We start from the raw sequence: 16,628 nt of genomic DNA, 5'->3' as shown, positions 1-16,628 counted from the left end.
GGCAAATACGGCGTCGACAAGCTGGGCGTCTTCCGCCCCGCCATGCAGGACGTCAAGGAACTCGGCCCCGGCGAGATCGGCTTTTTCACCGGCTCCATCAAGCAGGTCCGCGACACCAAGGTCGGCGACACGATCACCCACGAAAAGCGCCCCTGCGAAACGCCCCTGCCCGGCTTCAAACCCTCGATCCCGGTGGTGTTCTGCGGCCTCTTCCCGGTCGACGCCGCCGAATTCGAAGACCTTCGGGACTCCATCGAGAAACTCGCCCTCAACGACGCCTCCTTCAGCTTTGAGATGGAAACCTCCGCCGCCCTCGGCTTTGGCTTTCGCTGCGGCTTCCTTGGCCTGCTGCACCTTGAGGTCATCCGCGACCGGATTGAGCGAGAATACAACATCGAGCTGATCACCACCGCGCCCTCGGTGATCTATCGCATCTTCATGAAAGACGGCTCTGTGCAGGAGCTGCACAACCCCGCCGACATGCCCGACATGTCCAAGGTCGACCATCTCGAAGAGCCGCGCATCAAGGCGACGATCCTCGTGCCCGACGACTATCTTGGGGACGTGCTGAAACTCTGTCAGGACCGCCGCGGCATCCAGCTGGACCTGACCTATGTCGGCAACCGCGCGATGGTGGTCTATGACCTGCCGCTGAACGAGGTGGTCTTTGACTTCCACGACCGGTTGAAATCGGTGACCAAGGGCTATGCCTCCTTCGATTACCAGATGGACAGCTACCGCGAGGACAACCTCGTCAAGATGCAGATCCTCGTGAACGATGAACCCGTCGACGCGCTGTCCACCATGGTTCACCGTGACCGCGCCGACATGCGCGGCCGCGCCATGTGCGCCAAGCTCAAGGACCTGATCCCGCGCCAGATGTTCAAGATCCCGATTCAGGCGGCCATCGGCGGCAAGGTCATCGCCCGCGAGACCCTGTCGGCGCTGCGCAAGGACGTCACGGCCAAATGCTACGGCGGCGACGCGACCCGCAAGAAAAAGCTGCTGGAAAAGCAGAAGGCGGGTAAGAAGAAGATGCGCCAGTTCGGCAAGGTGGAGATCCCGCAAGAGGCGTTTATTTCCGCCCTGAAAATGGACGAATAGTCCATTTTACCGGGCGCGTGGGCGGCAGCGGGTTCTGCGAAGCAGGTTCCGCGTGCCCACCCGGTGAGCGGGTGTGCCAGCTTAACTTGAAAGCCAAAGAATGCCGTGCAAGTTTGAAGAAACAAAGTGCAACCTTTGAAACTTGGGATTTGGAATCTTGGATAACATTTGTCATTCTTTGGATGCTGTGCGCAGGGCTCTCGTATTTCATCGCGCGTGACCGCGCGCCTGAAAAAGCTCCAATTGCAACCTTGCTAGGTTTTTTGTTTGGACCGCTAGGCGTAGCGGCAACCTTTTACATTGTGCGTTCAGCAACAACAGGAGCCGTAAAAGACGCGGCGAAAACGGACTTGGAGAGTCTATCTAGAGTATCGACAACAAGCGATAAGCCCACGAGAAGTGTGGCGGAAATACGATCTGATATCGATAAAATGAAGAGCCGTCTCGAGAAGTAAAAGATGGATACCTGCAAGTGCCACAAGGGCCGTCGCTCCACCTTCACGCCTTCCCTCGCCGAGGCCGCACATCTCCGAACGTTGAAGTCCTCTCCAGAGATTCCATCGGGCTACGTCTTCCCAACTTTCACCCCCTACCCAACCAAATCCACCCCCACCCTCAAACCGCGCATCCCGATGCACCGAGGAATACGGCCAATCCTCAACCTGCTCCACCAACCCATGCTTCACCGGATTGGTCCAACGATACCGCAGCAAGCGTAGGGTGCGTGCTCGCACGCACCGCTCCGCCGCAACCATCGGTGCGTGAAATCACGCACCCTACGCCAGATCCATTCCCGGCTTGAACCGCGCATCACGATGGACCGAGGAAAATGGCCAATCTTCCGGGTGGTCCACCAACCCATGCTTCACCGGGTTCATCCAGCAATAGCGCAGATGCGCCGCGAAATCGGCCTCGTCCCGGATGTGATGTTCCCAGAACCGCCTTTGCCAGAGGCCCCGTTCCTGCCGCCGGTCATGGCTCGCGCGCGTCAGCCCCTTGGGCAGGTCGCGCGAGAAGCGGGACTTTATCAGCCGCCACCGGGTGCCATAATCCCGGTCGCCCGTTGGCATTTGCCAGATGCAATGCAGGTGATCCGGCAGGACAACCCAAGCTTCAATCCCGAAAGGCCGCTCTGCCCGCGTTCGGCGCACCGCCTCCCGCAACAGATCAATTTCCCGCACCAACAAGTCGTGTCTACGGTCCGCGAGATTGACCGTGAAGAAGACGCAAGCGCCGGACACCTTGGGGCGGAGATAGCGGGACATGGCCCATCCTCCCCCGAGGTGGGTTAATGGTGCGTAAAGCCTCCCCCCTCATTGCCCCCCAAGCCTCAACACATTACCTTCAGCCATGGGGGGAGAGACACGCATGTTCCGCAAATGCACAGCTTTGGTGGCCACATTGGCCCTGCCCATGGCCCTGCCCGCCCCGCTGGCCGCGCAGCCCGAGGAATGCCTTGGCCATGATCTGAACGACCCCGCGCAGTCCATCCCGATGAACGCGCCCACGCATACATGGACGCTCTACAATCTCGGCCCCGGAGAGGTCGTCATCCACGCCAGCACCGGCGATAATATCCCCGGCCCTGCCCCCAGCAGCGACCCAAAGCCCGCCCCTTTTCGGGGCGAGGTGGGCACCAGCTACGCCATCGCTCTGGCCGGTCCGGGTCTGACGATTGTCTACATCTGCCCCGGCCCCTGAGGAGTCCCAGACGGGCCTCTGAACAGCCCCGCGACTGGGCTCAAAGGTTAATCGCAGGTAAAACCGTCTCTGTAACCCCTTGATTTTTCGTCACCGTAACGCTGTCCACGCGTGGACAGCGCCGCGCGCCACCCTCAGCCCTGCGCCCCTCGCGCCGCACCGGGATGCGCTTTCAAAAAGTGATGCAGCACCCCGTACAAATCCTTGGCGTGGGCGGTATCCCCCTTGTGCAGCGCCGCGCGAATATCCTCGCAAATCATCTGCTGCAACCTGGCCGCCCCGTGATGCTCATGCATCACATACTCCGCCAGACACGAGGCGTTCACCTCCGGCAGATGGTCATGTTCGGCCACCGCCGCGATCTCTTCGCGGCTCAGGCAGGTCATGTCTTCGATGTCGTCCAGCGTGATCATGTCTCTCCTCCCGGATGGATGCCCTGACAGGAGAGAATAGACCGCCGCACCCGACCCGCCTTGATCCGGATCATGTCGGCAAGAGACGCGCCTTACTCGCCGGCAGAGGCGGCGGTGCCGAGGTCCTCGTAGTAATAGACCTCTTCGGGGATGTGGTCGTCTTCCGGGCCGTCCGGGAAAATGTCGCTGTTTCCTTCGTGACCAAGCTCCTCATCGCGGAGCCCGAAAGCATTGCGCAGCAACTCACGCTCTTGCCGCTGAAGGTAGGCGATCAACCGTGGCAACGGCGGGCGGGTGGCCTCGATATAGCTTTTGGCCCGGCGCATCGCGTCTTGTTTGTGCGCGACGGACACACCATCCATCGGGTTGCGATAGGCCACCGCGCGCGCGTCCGACTGACCTTGGGTCGAGAGCACACCACCTGTCGGCGCCCGCCAGCGCGGACCGCCCAGCCAGACCGCCGCGAACATGATCTTGGCGCGGATCTCGGGCGTGCCACCGACGATCAACCCGTCGTAGAACATGACATGCACGTCCTCCCACTTGGCCCGGTGGTACATCGACCCGCTCTCATTTCCGACACCGCAATAGGCATCGTGCACGGCGGCGGCGTTGATGTACTCGGGCGCTGTCGGATCGCCGACAATCGCAACAAATATCTTGGGGATCGAGGCCCCGTCGGTCAGCGTCCGCGGCGGCGCCACCCAGTTGCTGCCCTGCGCATCGACAAAGTTCAGCGGTTCGGCCGTGGGAAAGAACTTGTATGGCCGCTTGGGCAGTTCGACCGGCTCCGGCAAGACACGCAAAGGCGATTGGCTGAAGGTACAGCCGCCCTGCGGCCGGGTCAGGCAGGACAGTTCCGGCGCGTCGGCGCGGCTGCTCTGGGCGAAGTAACCCGACGTATCGCAAGCCGCGAGCGCAAAGGCGCAGGCGGACAATAAGGCAAGAGTGCGCATGGGACTATCCATTTGGTCAAATTCGATAGCGGGAAAATACGGGACTCCCGCGCGCCGATCAAGCCACGCCTGACCCAGATCAAGGCCGAAGAATGCCTCAAACGCTATATGTCGCGCAAACAAGCACCTCAGGAGAGCGCCATGTTCCGTTTGGCCAGTTTGCTCTATTCGCTGATTTCCACCAGTCTCGCCGGTTCGCTGATCATTGCCGTGCTTGTGGCGGGCTACGGCACGCTTATGCCGATTCTTGGGGCCGCCGCGCTTGGCTTTGTTCTGGCCGCGCCGGTGTCATGGTATGTCGCGCGACAGATCTACAGCTGACGCAACAGGCCATCGGCGCAGCGTTCGATCAGGTCAAGCGCGCCGTCAAAGTCGCGCGTGAAATAGGGGTCCGGCACGTCGGTCGTGTTGGCACTGGGCACAAAGTCGGTCATCAGCCGCAACTGCGCCCCGCCCTCGGCGGGCGCAAGGCCGCTCAGATCGTCAAGGTTCTGCGCGTCCATCGCCACGATCAGATCGAACCGCCCGAAATCCTCAAAGGACACCTGCCGGGCACGCAGGTCTGACAGGTCATAGCCGCGCGCACGGGCGGCGTCCTGCATCGGACCATAGGGCGGCTTGCCCACATGCCAGTTGCCCGTTCCGGCACTGTCCAGCACAAGGGGTTGGCCAAGCGCCTCTGCCTTGGCGCGCACCACGGCCTCGGCGGTGGGGGACCGGCAGATGTTGCCGAGACAGACAAAGAGGATACGGTGGGTCATGATATGGTCCTAGCGACCGGGGCACGCTTGGACAAGGGAGCGGAGATGGCCGAAAAGATCGTCATCCTGACGGGCGCGGGCCTGTCGGCGGAAAGCGGGCTGGGCACCTTTCGGGACGCGGGCGGGCTTTGGGCCCAGCACCGGATCGAGGATGTGGCCACGCCAGAGGGCTTTGCCCGCGATCCGGCGCTGGTCCACGCCTTTTACAATGCGCGCCGCCAGCAGGCGGCGACGGCCACGCCCAACGCCGCCCACATCGCCCTTGCCCGCCTTCAGAAAAACTGGCCGGGTGAGGTCATTCTTGTCTCCCAGAATGTCGACGGGCTGCACGAAAGCGCAGGCGCGACAGCACTCCACATGCACGGAATTCTTGCCGGGGCGCTGTGCGCCGCTTGTGGTCATCGCTGGCCCGCGCCATCCGAAATGCGGCCCCAAACCCCCTGCCCCGACTGCCATGCGCCCGCAGCGCGCCCGGACGTCGTCTGGTTCGGCGAGATGCCCTATCACATGGAAGAAATCGACAACCACCTGCGCGATTGCGCGATGTTTGCAGCAATCGGCACCTCCGGACAGGTCTACCCGGCAGCGGGATTCGTGGTCGAGGCCGCACAGGCCGGGGCCGAAACGGTCGAGTTGAACCTCGAACGCACAGAGATTTCGCGCGCCTTTGACCGACATCATATTGGCCCCGCAACCGATGTCGTGCCCCGATGGGTGGATGGATTGCTGACAGGCGGCGCGCGCCGCCTGCCGTTTGCATAAGGCGGGGATTTCCCCGCCGCCGGCGTGATAAAGTGTTAGTTGGTGACGTCCATGCCCGCACCCGTGCCATGATCCATGCCGTGCATCTGCATGCGCTCCAGATCGACAGGAATCTCGACCACCATCTCACCGGCCTTCTCGAAAGTCAGCGTGACAGTGACGGTGTTGCCCTGCTCCATCGGCCCGGTCAGCCCCATGAACATCACGTGATCACCCCCGCGTTGCAGCATATGGACGCCGCCAGCAGGCACGACAATACCCTCCTTGACCTCCATCATACGCATGACGCCCTCGCCCATGTCCTTGTGCGTGTGCAGTTCCACACGCACCGCGATCTCAGAGGCCACGGCAATCAGCCGGTCATCCTCGGGACCGGTGTTCTCGATCACCATAAAGGCGGCGCCAGCCTTGGCCGTGGGGCCCGAGCTGCGCGCATAGGGGTCCTTGACCACGATCTCTGCAAGCGCAGGCGTGGCAAGGGACAGCGCAACCGCGCCGGCGAAAAGGGTTTTCAGGGTCATTTGGGTCTCCTCAAGGGTCTCTGTCAGGTTTCATTTCGCACTGTCAGAGAAACGCCGGAGGCCCCCGCGCCTGTGCGGCAATCGCACCACGGGACCCGGCCACAAGAACGGGAGCATCCCACTGCACCGCCTGCCAGACAAAGGCCTGCGTGATCGGCGGCGGCACCGCGCCGGTTTCGACAAACAGCGCCAGCGCCGCGTCGGGGCAGATGTGTTGCACCTCTACCGGCTGGCCGTCCGCGCCGATCAACACCGTCGCCACGGTCAGACCACGGCAAATCACCATCGTGCCGACCGGGGCCGCCTGACCGCGCGCATGCGCCGCCGACAGGCTGGTCACGGCCATCACGACCGTCATCACCACACCAAGAAGGGACCGCAAACGCTGCTTCATCCGGCCGATATATCGCCATTGCCCGATGTGACCAAAGCGACAAAAGGAAACAGCCCCGCGCCAGGTGGCGCGAGGCTGCTTTCACTGTCCGTCGTCAAAGGCTTCAGGCGTCTGCCTGTGCCGATTTGATCTCTTTTTTGACCTTCAGCGCGCGATCCGAAAGCTCGGTATCTTTCGCCTTGGCCAGGAATTTATCCAGACCGCCGCGGTGATCGACCGAGCGCAGCGCATGCGCCGAGATGCGCAGCTTGACGCCGCGGCCCAGCGTTTCGGACTGAAGGGTCACATCGTTCAGGTTCGGCAGGAAACGGCGCCGGGTCCTGTTGTTGGCGTGGCTCACATTGTTGCCCACCATGGGGCCTTTGCCGGTCAGTTCGCAGACACGCGACATCGGTTCGTCCTCATCCACTGGTGGCAAGGCCTTTGCCCCGCCGGTTTCATCTATGCAAGAGCGTTTTCGCCCTGCCAATATCAAAAGGCGCCGCCCGTTACGTGGATCGGGGGGCGCCCGGAATCTGGTTCGACGGTGCATATGCAGATGCGTCGGCTTCGTCAAGGGCCTGTTACGATTCATCGACCCGCAGTTTAGGCTTGGAACGCCGACCTTTGCACCGCCAGTGAAACCGCGTGTTCCGCGATCCCACCGTCAGTCCATTTGCAGATAGTCCCGCAACAACTCTTCCGCCGCGACCGAAGGCGTCAACGCGCCGTCCTCGACCTGACGCGCCAGCGCCGCCATCGCCCCTTTGACAGGTTCACGCGACAACCGCGACAGCAGCCGCTCGCGCACTTCCGCCTCGAACCAGAATCGCGCCTGCGCCGCACGCCGCGCCGCGAAATGCCCGTTCTCGCGTCGCCAGTCGGCCAGCGCCTGCATTTCGGCCCATGCCTTCGCCAACCCGGTAACCTCCAGCGCGGACACGGTCATCGCCTTGGGAAAGCCGTCAGGGTCTTGCGGGCGCTTGCGCAACAGCCGCAAGGCCCCGGCATAGTCCGCACAGGTCCGCATCGCCGTTGATTTCAGATCGCCGTCCGCCTTGTTGACCAGCAGGATATCGGCCATCTCCATGATCCCCCGCTTGACCCCCTGCAATTCATCGCCGCCCGCAGGCGCCAGCAACAGCAGGAACAGGTCGGACATCTCCGCGACCATGGTTTCGGACTGGCCGACGCCGACCGTCTCGATCAGCACCACGTCAAAGCCCGCCGCCTCACACAGGTCGATCGCCTCACGCGTGCGCCGCGCCACCCCGCCCAACTGGGTCTGCGACGGCGAGGGCCGGATAAAGGCGTTGCGATCCCGGCTCAGCCGCTCCATCCGCGTCTTGTCCCCCAGAATCGATCCGCCCGACCGCGCCGAGGACGGGTCGACCGCCAGCACCGCGACCTTCAAACCCTGCGCCGTCAACATCATGCCAAAACTCTCGACGAAGGTCGATTTGCCGACACCCGGCGTGCCCGACAACCCCACGCGCAAGGCCTCGCGCCCGTGATCCTTCAGCCCATCCAGCAAACCCAGCGCCTGCGCGCGATGATCCGCCCGCCCGCTTTCCACCAGCGTGATCGCGCGGGCCAGCGCCCGCCGCTCGCCCGCAAGGATGCGGGTTTTCAGGTCGTCTATATCCATCCCGGTTTCATCACGCGCCGCCGCGAAAAAGTCCAGACCGCGCCCGCGCTTCTTCTGTCCTGAAATATTCCCGGGGGAGTCGCCTGAAAGGCGACGGGGGCAGCGCCCCCGCCACCGCTGGCCAAGCGCCCGTCCCATCGGGTAAAGCCAGCCCATGACACGCCTTCCCATCGATGACGCCCTGCCGGACCTGATCGCGGCCCTGCGCAATAGCGGCCGCGCCGTTCTGCAGGCCCCCCCCGGAGCGGGCAAGACAACCCGCGTGCCGCTGGCTCTGCTGGATGCGGATCTGACCGACGGCAAGATCGTGATGCTGGAACCCCGCCGCCTGGCCGCCCGCGCCGCCGCGCAACGGCTGGCCGAACAACTGGGCGAATCCCCCGGCCAGACTGTCGGCTACCGCATCAGAGGAGAGTCCAAGACCTCGAAACACACGCGAATCGAAGTGGTGACCGAGGGCATCCTGACCCGGATGATCCAATCCGATCCGGAACTCACCGGGATCGGCGCGGTGCTGTTCGACGAATTCCACGAACGCTCGCTGAATGCCGATTTCGGGCTTGCGCTGTGTCTGGAAATCGCCGGAGCCCTGCGGGACGATCTGATCCTTGTCGCCATGTCCGCCACGCTGGAGGCCCAGCCGGTGGCCGATCTCATGCACGCGCCCGTCGTGACGTCCAAAGGCCGCGCTTTTCCGGTCGAAACCCGGTGGCTGACGCAACCGCTGCCGAAACGCACCCGGTTCGACACGGCCATGGCCGACCTCATCCTGCAAGCCCATCGGGACACACAAGGCGGCATCCTTGCCTTCCTTCCCGGTGAGGGTGAGATTCGCCGCACCGAGGCGCTGCTGAAACCGCACCTGCCTGCGGACACACACCTGCGCCCGCTCTTTGGCGCGATGGACCTCTCTGCCCAACGCGCCGCCATCCGCCCGGAACAGGCGGGCCGCAAACTGGTGCTGGCCACGTCCATCGCCGAAACCTCGCTCACGATCGAGGACATCCGCGTGGTTGTAGACGGCGGCAAGGCGCGCCGGGCGCGTTTTGACCCCGGTTCGGGCATGTCACGTCTGATCACCGAGCGTGTCACCCGCGCCGAGGCGACGCAACGCGCCGGGCGCGCGGGCCGCGTTGCCCCCGGCACCGCCTACCGACTTTGGACAAAAGGTGAGGAAGGAGCGCTAAGGCCTTTTCCCCCAGCGGAAATCGAGGCTGCGGACCTGTCCTCTCTGGCGCTGGAAATTGCCCTCTGGGGCGCGGATCCGGCGCAATTGCCGTTTCTGACACCGCCACCCGAAGGGGCCTATGCCGAGGCACAGACGTTGCTGCAAATGTTGGGCGCTCTGGACACAGAATTGCGGATCACCGCGCACGGGCGGGATCTGAGCAGGCTCCCGCTTCACCCGAGACTTGCACATATGGTGACTCTTTCGGGTCCAGAGGGCGCAAATCTGGCCGCACTCTTGTCTGATCGCGATCCACTCACAGGAGCAACCTCAGACCTTACCCTCCGGCTCGACGCGCTCCGCGATCCGCGCGCCTTTTCAGAGCGCCAACGCGCCCAAATCAACCGCGCGGCGCTGGACCGCATCAAGACAGAAGCCAAACGCCTCACCAAAAGCACGAGAAACCGCGCAAAACCCGCTGATCCTGAAGGACATTACAGCGCTGCGGAATTTGCCGCCTTGGCGTATCCTGACCGCATCGGCCTGCGTCGAAAGGGCGACGCGGCCCGTTATCAGCTTTCCGGGGGCAAAGGCGCGGTCATGGACGATCACGATCCGCTGGCAAGCGAACGGCTGATTGTCGTCACCGACACCGATGGCAATCCCCGTGAGGCAAAGATCAGGCAAGCCATCGCAATTTCCCTGAGCGATATCCGCAGGCTCTTTGAAGATCAAATCACCTGGACCGACCTTTGTGAGTGGTCAAAGCGGGACCGCCGGGTCATCGCCCGGCAGCAGGAACGCTTTGGCGCCCTCGCATTGGATGATCGCATCTGGAAAGACGCCCCGGACATGGCCATCGCCCGCGCCATGCTGGACGGTGTCCGCGATCTGGGCCTGACGCTCTCCGACGCCGCACGCCGGTTCACCGCGCGCGTTGCCTTGGCGCGGGACGCGGGGCAAGACCTGCCGGACCTGTCGCCGGAGGCCCTGCTCGACACCATCGAAGACTGGCTTTTGCCCTATCTGTCAGGCGTCCGCACTGCGGCAGACTGGAAACGGCTGGACCTGCTGCCCGCATTGCGCGCGCGGCTCGACTGGACGCAGATGCAGGCTCTCGACAATAGCGTCCCCGCGCAGTTCACCACGCCGCTCGGTCGTCAGATCCCCATCGACTATTCCGGCGACCACCCGGAAATCAGCCTGCGCCTGCAAGAACTCTTTGGCCAAAAGACCCACCCGATGGTGGGCCGCACGCCGCTGAAGGTCACGCTGCTGTCGCCCGCCCAGCGCCCGGTGCAGACCACGATGGACCTGCCCGGTTTCTGGTCCGGGTCCTATGCCGATGTGCGCAAGGACATGCGCGCGCGGTATCCGCGGCACCCCTGGCCCGAGGACCCGACACAGGCGGACCCGACGCTCAGAGCCAAACCGCGAAGCTGAGCCGCGGCGTGGCTGGAGGGCGGGCCGCTGACGCGCGCAGGCGCGGCAGTCGGGGCGCGTGGAAGGCCCCGCCGTCAGACGCCAAGGCACCAGCGCATGATGGCCTTTTGCGCGTGCAGGCGGTTCTCTGCCTCGTCCCAGATGACCGAGTTCGGGCCATCCATGACCTCGGATGTCACCTCTTCCTCGCGGTGCGCGGGCAGGCAATGCATGAACAGGGCGTCCGGCTTGGCCGCCTCCATCAACTTGGCGTTCACCTGATAAGGGCGCAGCATGTTGTGCCGCCGCTCGCGCGAGCTTTGGGCGTCATGCATCGACACCCATGTGTCGGTGACAATCAGATCGGCCCCCTCAACCGCCTTGATCGCATCCCGCTCGATGATGATGGACCGGCCCGCATTCCGCGCCCAGCCGACGGATTCCATCTCCGGGTCCAGCTGAACCGGCCCCGAAAAGGTCAGGTCAAAGCCGAACTGACCGGCGGCATGCAGGAACGACGCGCAGACGTTGTTGCCATCGCCGCACCAGACCACCTTTTTGCCCGCGATGGGGCCGCGATGTTCTTCGAAGGTCTGGATATCGGCCATGATCTGGCACGGGTGGGTCCGGTCGGTCAGCCCGTTGATTACCGGAACGCTGGCGTATTCCGACATCTCTTCCAGCACCGACTCGTCAAAGGTCCGGATCATGATCAGATCGACGTAACGCGACAACACGCGGGCCGTGTCGGCGATGGTCTCGCCATGGCCCAGCTGCATCTCGTTGCCCGACAGCACCATGCTCTGCCCGCCCAACTGGCGGACGCCCACGTCAAACGAAACACGTGTCCGGGTCGACGGTTTTTCAAAGATCAGCGCCACCATGCGCCCGGCCAGCGCCTGATCCTCATCCGGCACCGCCTTGGGTTGTCCCTGACGGGCGGCTTTCATCGCTTTGGCCGTGTCGATGATGGACCGCAACGCGGCCTTGTCGGTTTTGTGGATATCGAGAAAATGATTCATAGCGTATTTTTCTTTTGGCTTGGGGGGAGGCAGGGCACGGCCCTTTTCGCCTGACGGCCCCTCCCCCGAGGTCTTTCAAACTCAGATGCCGTTTCAGGCAGAGAGTTTTTCCAATGCGGTCGCGGCGGCGTCCAGACGGTCGAAGGCCTGCTGGATTTCGCCTTCGGTGATGTTCAGCGGTGGCAGCAGGCGCACGATATTGTCGGCCGCCGGGACGGTGATGACCTCGGCGGCATAGCCCGCCTTGACCACATCCGCAGGAGCCATCCTGCATTTGAGGCCCAGCATCATGCCGCTGCCCCGCACGCCTTCGAAGACCTGCGGATGCGCGGCCACCAACCCCTCCAGCTTTTGCCGCAGCAATCCGGCACGGGCGCGCACATCGTCGAGGAAATCGGGGTCCGCGACGATGTCCAGCACCGCCTTGCCCACAGCACAGCCCAGCGGGTTGCCGCCATAGGTCGATCCATGCGTGCCCGGAACCATGCCACAGGCCGCCTCTTCGGTGGCCAGCACCGCGCCCAGCGGAAAGCCCCCGCCGATGCCCTTGGCGACCATCATGATATCCGGCGTGATGCCCGCCCATTCATGGGCAAACAGGCGTCCGGTCCGGCCCACGCCGCATTGCACCTCATCGAGGATCAGCAGCAGGCCTTTTTCGTCGCACAGATCGCGCAGCCCTTTCAGGCACTGGTCGGGCAGCGCGCGGATACCGCCCTCGCCCTGCACCGGCTCGATCAGGATCGCGCCGGTGGTGTCGTCAATCGCCGCATGCAGCGCGTCATGGTCGCCCCACGGCAGCGTCGTGAACCCGGCCAGCACCGGGCCAAAGCCTTTGACCATCTTTTCGGACCCCGAGGCCGCGATGGCGGCAGAAGACCGACCGTGAAAGCAGCCCTCAAAGGTCAGGATACCGGTCTTTTCCGGGTGGCCCTTTTCGTACCAGTGCTTGCGCGCCATCTTGACCGCCAGTTCGCAGGCCTCGGTCCCCGAGTTGGTGAAGAACACCGTATCGGCAAAGGTCGACTCGACCAGCTTGTCGGCCAGCGCCTGCTGTTGCGGGATCTCATACAGGTTCGACACATGCCACAGCTTGTTCGCCTGCTCGGTCAGCGCCGCCACCAGCGGCGGATGCGCATGGCCCAGCACGTTCACGGCAATCCCGGACCCAAGGTCCAGAAAACGTCGCCCGTCCTCCTCGAACAGCCAGCAGCCTTCGCCCTTTACGAAATGCAGGGGCGCGCGGTTGTAGGTCGGCAGAACGGAGGGGATCATATCGCTGTCCTCAGAAGGTGAAGGCCCGATTGGTGGCAAGCACCTAGGGCCGAGTCAAGATGTATGGGATTTTATGATGCAACAGGCGTGCCCGCGCCGCACGGGGCACGAGGGGATCAGGAGAGCTTAGTCTCGTCGGATCTGGACCATTGTCATCATGGTTGTGCTCATACAGCAATTCGCCGACCACGCAAGGCTTTGCATTGCGCGGCTGCCAAAGCGCCGCTAGCGTCAGCCCATGACAGCGCCCCTTATCGACACTCTCCAGTACTGCAACTTCTCGGAAAAGGTCTTTCGCCAGTTGCGCGCCGGTGGCGTGGACGCGATCCATGTCACCATCGCCTATCACGAAAGCTTTCGTGAGACAGTGGCCAACCTTGAACGCTGGAACCGGTGGTTCGAACGGTTTCCCGACCTGATCCTGCGCGGAACAGAGGCACGGCACGTTCGGGAGGCGCAGGAGACAAAGCGCACCGCCGTGTTCTTTGGCTTTCAGAACCCCTCGCCTATCGAGGATGACATTGGCCTCGTCGAAATCGTGCACCAGCTTGGCGTGCGGTTCATGCAACTGACCTACAACAACCAGTCCCTGCTGGCGACCGGCTGCTATGAGGAAGACGACACCGGCCTGACCCGCATGGGCCGCGCCGTGGTGACAGAGATGAACCGCGTCGGCCTTGTCATCGACATGAGCCATTCGGCAGAGCGGTCGACGCTGGAGGCGATCGACCATTCCACTCGCCCCATTGCCATCACCCATGCCAATCCCGACTGGTGGCACCCTGCCCTGCGCAACAAATCCGATGAGGTGCTGCGCGCGCTGACCAACTCCGGCGGGATGCTGGGCTTTTCCCTGTATCCGCATCACCTTGCAGGCGGCACCAACTGCACCCTCACCAGTTTTTGCGAGATGGTGGCAGAGGCCGCAGACCGCTATGGCGCCGAAAATCTGGGGATGGGCAGCGACCTGTGTCAGGACCAGCCCGACAGCGTGGTCGAATGGATGCGCGTCGGCCGCTGGACAAAGGACATCGACTACGGCGAAGGCTCTGCCTCTGCGCCCGGATTTCCGCCCATGCCCGACTGGTTTCAGGACAACCGCGACTGGGACAACATCCGCGACGGCCTGCGCGAGGTCGGCTTTTCACGGGCCGAGGCCGAGGGTATTCTGGGTGGCAACTGGCTGCGGTTCTACGAGTCCAGCTTTGGCCCCGCCTGAAGAGGTTCACCATGAAAGCCATGCTCTTTGAGGCCTTCGGGGCCGAACCCAAGGTCACCACCCTGCCCGATCCGGCACCCGCGCCGGGCGGTGTCGTGATCAAGGTCGCGGCCACCGGTCTCTGCCGCAGCGACTGGCACGGCTGGATGGGCCATGACCCGGATATCGCCTTGCCGCATGTTCCCGGTCATGAACTGGCCGGCACCGTTGCGGCGGTGGGTGCCGGTGTGACCCGCTGGCAAGAAGGCGACCGGGTGACCGTGCCCTTTATCTGCGCCTGCGGCACCTGCCCCGAATGCCATGCCGGCCACCAGCAGGTCTGCGATGCGCAGTTCCAGCCCGGCTTTACCCATTGGGGCAGCTTTGCCGAATATGTCGCCCTGCCGCAGGCCGACATGAACCTCGTGGCCTTGCCGGAAACGATGGGTTTCGACACCGCCGCCAGCCTTGGCTGCCGCTTTGCCACGTCCTTTCGGGCCGTGGTGGATCAGGGCCGCGTCCGGGGCGGGGAATGGGTTGCGGTGCATGGCTGCGGCGGCGTCGGCCTGTCGGCGATCATGATCGCGCGGGCGTTGGGCGCGCAGGTCGTCGCGGTGGACATCGACGAGGACAAGCTGGCACTGGCCGGCGAAACGGGGGCCAGCGCCACGGTGAACGCCCGTGACGGCAATGTGCCTCAGGCGGTCCGGGATCTGACAGGCGGCGGCGCGCATCTGTCGATTGACGCGCTGGGACACCCCGAAACCTGCGCCAATTCCATCCTGTCGCTGCGCAAGCGTGGTCGGCACGTTCAGGTCGGCCTGTTGCTGGGCGACCAGAGCCGCCCGCCCCTGCCAATGGACCGCGTCATCGGCTGGGAGTTGGAAATCCTTGGCAGCCACGGCATGCAAGCGCACCGCTACCGCGCCATGCTGGACATGATCGAAAGCGGCGCGCTAAGCCCTGACCGGCTGGTCGGCGACCGGATCAGCCTGACAGAGGCAGTGCCCGCCCTGATGGCGATGGACAGCTTTCAGGCGCGCGGCGCGACGGTGATCACGTCGTTCTGACACCGGTCTCCGTAGCGCATCGGGGGACCGTTTAGGCCTGTCCGAACGCCTCGACCGCGCGCAGAAAGATGCCCGCACCGATGCCGATCAATGCGTCGGGAAAGTCATAGTCCGGCGCGTGCAGGGCGGGACAGTCCTCACCCGATCCAAGGAACAGCATCGCCGAGGGCATCACACTTCCGAACAGGCCAAAATCCTCTGAGGCGCGCATCGGCAGCGCGCCCTCGAACCGGGGCAGGCCCTGCGCCGCGCGGTCCAGCAGGGCGGTGGCGTCGGGGTGGTTCACACAATGGCCAAAGGCCTCATGCACCGTGATTTCGGTGTCAAACCCTGCCGCCAGTTCGGCCACCAGCGCTCGCGCCTCGGACTCCAGCGCCGCCATGCGATCGTCCAGCAGGGTGCGCAGGGTCACATAGATCTCTGCCGCGCCCGGCGCGACGCCAAAGGTCGGCGCCCCCAGACGCGCATGGGTGACCGTGGCCAGACGAAAGCCCGGATCCTCTGTCGGTACGTCGCGGGCCAACCCGCCCAGAGCAGGAATCAATCCGGCCAGCGCAGCACCCGGCGACCGCCCTTTCTCTGGCTCCGAGGCATGGGACGTCCGCCCCGTCAGCCGCACCTTCAGCCCGCGTGAGGCGCAGTTTACCGGCCCCGCACGCAGCGCAACGGCACCACGCGGCATTCCCGGCAGGTTGTGCAGGGACACCGCCATCTGCGCGCCAAGCTCTGCAAAGCGCGGATCCCCCAGCACCGCCCGCGCGCCTGCTCCGGTCTCTTCCGCCGGCTGGAACAACAGGATGACGCGCGCGGCGGGCGGCGCGGCCGCCAGCGCCTGCGCCACCGCATGCAGGATTGCCATGTGCCCATCATGCCCGCACAGATGCGCCACGCCGTCACGCTGTGACCGGTGGTCGGGCTGCGCCGTCTCATGGATCGGCAACGCGTCCAGCTCTGCACGAATCAGCAGGCCGCCCTCTCCTGCGCCAAAGACCGCCGCCACACCGGTCCCACCCAGCCCGGTCACAACCCGAGTGGCCCCCAGCGCCGCCATCTCTTCGGCGATCCGCGCAGCGGTCATGGTTTCCAGCCCCGACAGTTCCGGCAAACGATGAAACGCATGCCGCAGGGCCTGCGACCTGCCCAGCATTCCGCTGTCCAACCTATCCACGATGCCCATGCGGCCCTCCGGTCCCTGTGCCAAATTCCTGCAATGGCACCCTTTCACGGCACAACA

18 protein-coding genes are annotated in these 16,628 nt (G+C 64.1%); 7 read left to right on the top strand and 11 right to left on the bottom strand.

Annotated elements, in window-relative coordinates:
• The coding region (gene lepA, locus ACN0S5_RS20490) for a translation elongation factor 4 (RefSeq protein ID WP_417210803.1) at nucleotides 1-1,104 on the top strand (1,104 nt) is incomplete at its 5' end.
• Nucleotides 1,105-1,880: 776 nt separating this feature from the next.
• Here lepA and ACN0S5_RS20485 read toward each other — a convergent pair.
• Entirely contained in the window at nucleotides 1,881-2,369 is a 489-nt protein-coding gene (locus ACN0S5_RS20485) for an REP-associated tyrosine transposase (protein ID WP_417210801.1), read from the bottom strand.
• 103 nt (nucleotides 2,370-2,472) lie between these two features.
• On the opposite strand from ACN0S5_RS20485, the gene ACN0S5_RS20480 reads away from it, so the two are divergent.
• Nucleotides 2,473-2,805, top strand: a complete 333-nt coding sequence (locus ACN0S5_RS20480; RefSeq protein WP_417210799.1) for a hypothetical protein — start codon at nucleotides 2,473-2,475, stop codon at nucleotides 2,803-2,805.
• Nucleotides 2,806-2,939: 134 nt separating this feature from the next.
• On the opposite strand, the gene ACN0S5_RS20475 is transcribed toward ACN0S5_RS20480, so the two are convergent.
• Together ACN0S5_RS20475 and ACN0S5_RS20470 are read right to left on the bottom strand one after the other, a co-directional pair.
• On the bottom strand, nucleotides 2,940-3,218 hold the full coding sequence (locus ACN0S5_RS20475) for a hypothetical protein (RefSeq protein WP_417210798.1): 279 nt from the start codon (nucleotides 3,216-3,218) through the stop codon (nucleotides 2,940-2,942).
• A gap of 92 nt (nucleotides 3,219-3,310) precedes the next feature.
• A complete protein-coding gene (locus ACN0S5_RS20470; RefSeq protein ID WP_417210797.1) occupies nucleotides 3,311-4,174 on the bottom strand; it encodes a DUF1353 domain-containing protein in 864 nt (287 codons plus the stop codon).
• Between the two features lie 141 nt (nucleotides 4,175-4,315).
• On the opposite strand from ACN0S5_RS20470, the gene ACN0S5_RS20465 reads away from it, so the two are divergent.
• Nucleotides 4,316-4,495 carry a CTP synthetase gene (locus tag ACN0S5_RS20465; RefSeq protein WP_417210796.1) on the top strand — a complete coding sequence of 60 codons (180 nt, stop codon included), beginning with the start codon at nucleotides 4,316-4,318 and terminating at the stop codon, nucleotides 4,493-4,495.
• On the opposite strand, the gene ACN0S5_RS20460 is transcribed toward ACN0S5_RS20465, so the two are convergent.
• Nucleotides 4,486-4,935, bottom strand: coding sequence for a low molecular weight protein-tyrosine-phosphatase (locus tag ACN0S5_RS20460; protein WP_417210795.1), 450 nt, complete (start codon nucleotides 4,933-4,935; stop codon nucleotides 4,486-4,488). The genes ACN0S5_RS20465 and ACN0S5_RS20460 overlap by 10 nt on opposite strands.
• Before the next feature lie 45 nt (nucleotides 4,936-4,980).
• Between ACN0S5_RS20460 and ACN0S5_RS20455 the strand changes: the two genes are divergently transcribed.
• On the top strand, nucleotides 4,981-5,697 hold the full coding sequence (locus ACN0S5_RS20455) for an NAD-dependent deacylase (RefSeq protein ID WP_417210792.1): 717 nt from the start codon (nucleotides 4,981-4,983) through the stop codon (nucleotides 5,695-5,697).
• A gap of 35 nt (nucleotides 5,698-5,732) precedes the next feature.
• On the opposite strand, the gene ACN0S5_RS20450 is transcribed toward ACN0S5_RS20455, so the two are convergent.
• The 4 genes from ACN0S5_RS20450 to meaB all read right to left on the bottom strand — a co-directional run bounded on the left by ACN0S5_RS20450 (nucleotide 5,733) and on the right by meaB (nucleotide 8,239).
• Nucleotides 5,733-6,218: a copper chaperone PCu(A)C gene (locus ACN0S5_RS20450; RefSeq protein WP_417210790.1), complete on the bottom strand. Its 486-nt coding sequence runs from the start codon at nucleotides 6,216-6,218 to the stop codon at nucleotides 5,733-5,735.
• Between the two features lie 43 nt (nucleotides 6,219-6,261).
• On the bottom strand, nucleotides 6,262-6,600 hold the full coding sequence (locus tag ACN0S5_RS20445) for a hypothetical protein (protein WP_417210788.1): 339 nt from the start codon (nucleotides 6,598-6,600) through the stop codon (nucleotides 6,262-6,264).
• A 115-nt stretch (nucleotides 6,601-6,715) separates the two neighbouring features.
• On the bottom strand, nucleotides 6,716-7,003 hold the full coding sequence (gene rpmB / locus ACN0S5_RS20440) for a 50S ribosomal protein L28 (protein WP_323771531.1): 288 nt from the start codon (nucleotides 7,001-7,003) through the stop codon (nucleotides 6,716-6,718).
• Between the two features lie 255 nt (nucleotides 7,004-7,258).
• Nucleotides 7,259-8,239 (bottom strand): methylmalonyl Co-A mutase-associated GTPase MeaB, encoded by a 981-nt coding sequence (gene meaB / locus ACN0S5_RS20435; protein WP_417210786.1) that lies wholly within the window; start codon nucleotides 8,237-8,239, stop codon nucleotides 7,259-7,261.
• A 154-nt stretch (nucleotides 8,240-8,393) separates the two neighbouring features.
• Between meaB and hrpB the strand changes: the two genes are divergently transcribed.
• Complete coding sequence (gene hrpB, locus ACN0S5_RS20430) at nucleotides 8,394-10,850, top strand: ATP-dependent helicase HrpB (RefSeq protein ID WP_417210785.1); 2,457 nt, start codon at nucleotides 8,394-8,396, stop codon at nucleotides 10,848-10,850.
• Between the two features lie 74 nt (nucleotides 10,851-10,924).
• On the opposite strand, the gene argF is transcribed toward hrpB, so the two are convergent.
• Together argF and ACN0S5_RS20420 are read right to left on the bottom strand one after the other, a co-directional pair.
• Nucleotides 10,925-11,851, bottom strand: a complete 927-nt coding sequence (gene argF, locus ACN0S5_RS20425; protein WP_417210782.1) for an ornithine carbamoyltransferase — start codon at nucleotides 11,849-11,851, stop codon at nucleotides 10,925-10,927.
• A 93-nt stretch (nucleotides 11,852-11,944) separates the two neighbouring features.
• Entirely contained in the window at nucleotides 11,945-13,126 is a 1,182-nt protein-coding gene (locus ACN0S5_RS20420) for an aspartate aminotransferase family protein (RefSeq protein WP_417210780.1), read from the bottom strand.
• A gap of 238 nt (nucleotides 13,127-13,364) precedes the next feature.
• Between ACN0S5_RS20420 and ACN0S5_RS20415 the strand changes: the two genes are divergently transcribed.
• Both ACN0S5_RS20415 and ACN0S5_RS20410 read left to right on the top strand, forming a co-directional pair.
• Nucleotides 13,365-14,345, top strand: coding sequence for a membrane dipeptidase (locus ACN0S5_RS20415; protein ID WP_417210779.1), 981 nt, complete (start codon nucleotides 13,365-13,367; stop codon nucleotides 14,343-14,345).
• Nucleotides 14,346-14,356: 11 nt separating this feature from the next.
• The gene (locus ACN0S5_RS20410) at nucleotides 14,357-15,394 is read left to right on the top strand and encodes a zinc-dependent alcohol dehydrogenase family protein (protein ID WP_417210778.1); all 1,038 of its coding nucleotides are present in this window, start codon (nucleotides 14,357-14,359) and stop codon (nucleotides 15,392-15,394) included.
• Between the two features lie 31 nt (nucleotides 15,395-15,425).
• Here ACN0S5_RS20410 and ACN0S5_RS20405 read toward each other — a convergent pair whose 3' ends face one another.
• Complete coding sequence (locus ACN0S5_RS20405) at nucleotides 15,426-16,571, bottom strand: amidohydrolase (protein ID WP_417210776.1); 1,146 nt, start codon at nucleotides 16,569-16,571, stop codon at nucleotides 15,426-15,428.
• Nucleotides 16,572-16,628: the final 57 nt, after the last annotated feature.

Origin of the sequence: Antarctobacter sp., from assembly GCF_048262615.1 — a bacterium.
Lineage (GTDB): Bacteria > Pseudomonadota > Alphaproteobacteria > Rhodobacterales > Rhodobacteraceae > Antarctobacter.
Note: the sequence above shows the minus strand (reverse complement) of the source record. Positions and strands in the feature narration are given on the sequence as shown.

Excerpts from the sequence above, each read along its gene's own strand:
- ACN0S5_RS20485 (WP_417210801.1), bottom strand. The coding sequence starts at position 2,369 with ATGTCCCGCTATCTCCGCCCCAAGGTGTCCGGCGCTTGCGTCTTCTTC.
- ACN0S5_RS20480 (WP_417210799.1), top strand. The coding sequence starts at position 2,473 with ATGTTCCGCAAATGCACAGCTTTGGTGGCCACATTGGCCCTGCCCATG.
- ACN0S5_RS20475 (WP_417210798.1), bottom strand. The coding sequence starts at position 3,218 with ATGATCACGCTGGACGACATCGAAGACATGACCTGCCTGAGCCGCGAA.
- ACN0S5_RS20470 (WP_417210797.1), bottom strand. The coding sequence starts at position 4,174 with ATGCGCACTCTTGCCTTATTGTCCGCCTGCGCCTTTGCGCTCGCGGCT.
- ACN0S5_RS20465 (WP_417210796.1), top strand. The coding sequence starts at position 4,316 with ATGTTCCGTTTGGCCAGTTTGCTCTATTCGCTGATTTCCACCAGTCTC.
- ACN0S5_RS20460 (WP_417210795.1), bottom strand. The coding sequence starts at position 4,935 with ATGACCCACCGTATCCTCTTTGTCTGTCTCGGCAACATCTGCCGGTCC.
- ACN0S5_RS20455 (WP_417210792.1), top strand. The coding sequence starts at position 4,981 with ATGGCCGAAAAGATCGTCATCCTGACGGGCGCGGGCCTGTCGGCGGAA.
- ACN0S5_RS20450 (WP_417210790.1), bottom strand. The coding sequence starts at position 6,218 with ATGACCCTGAAAACCCTTTTCGCCGGCGCGGTTGCGCTGTCCCTTGCC.
- rpmB (WP_323771531.1), bottom strand. The coding sequence starts at position 7,003 with ATGTCGCGTGTCTGCGAACTGACCGGCAAAGGCCCCATGGTGGGCAAC.
- meaB (WP_417210786.1), bottom strand. The coding sequence starts at position 8,239 with ATGGATATAGACGACCTGAAAACCCGCATCCTTGCGGGCGAGCGGCGG.
- hrpB (WP_417210785.1), top strand. The coding sequence starts at position 8,394 with ATGACACGCCTTCCCATCGATGACGCCCTGCCGGACCTGATCGCGGCC.
- argF (WP_417210782.1), bottom strand. The coding sequence starts at position 11,851 with ATGAATCATTTTCTCGATATCCACAAAACCGACAAGGCCGCGTTGCGG.
- ACN0S5_RS20420 (WP_417210780.1), bottom strand. The coding sequence starts at position 13,126 with ATGATCCCCTCCGTTCTGCCGACCTACAACCGCGCGCCCCTGCATTTC.
- ACN0S5_RS20415 (WP_417210779.1), top strand. The coding sequence starts at position 13,365 with ATGACAGCGCCCCTTATCGACACTCTCCAGTACTGCAACTTCTCGGAA.
- ACN0S5_RS20410 (WP_417210778.1), top strand. The coding sequence starts at position 14,357 with ATGAAAGCCATGCTCTTTGAGGCCTTCGGGGCCGAACCCAAGGTCACC.
- ACN0S5_RS20405 (WP_417210776.1), bottom strand. The coding sequence starts at position 16,571 with ATGGGCATCGTGGATAGGTTGGACAGCGGAATGCTGGGCAGGTCGCAG.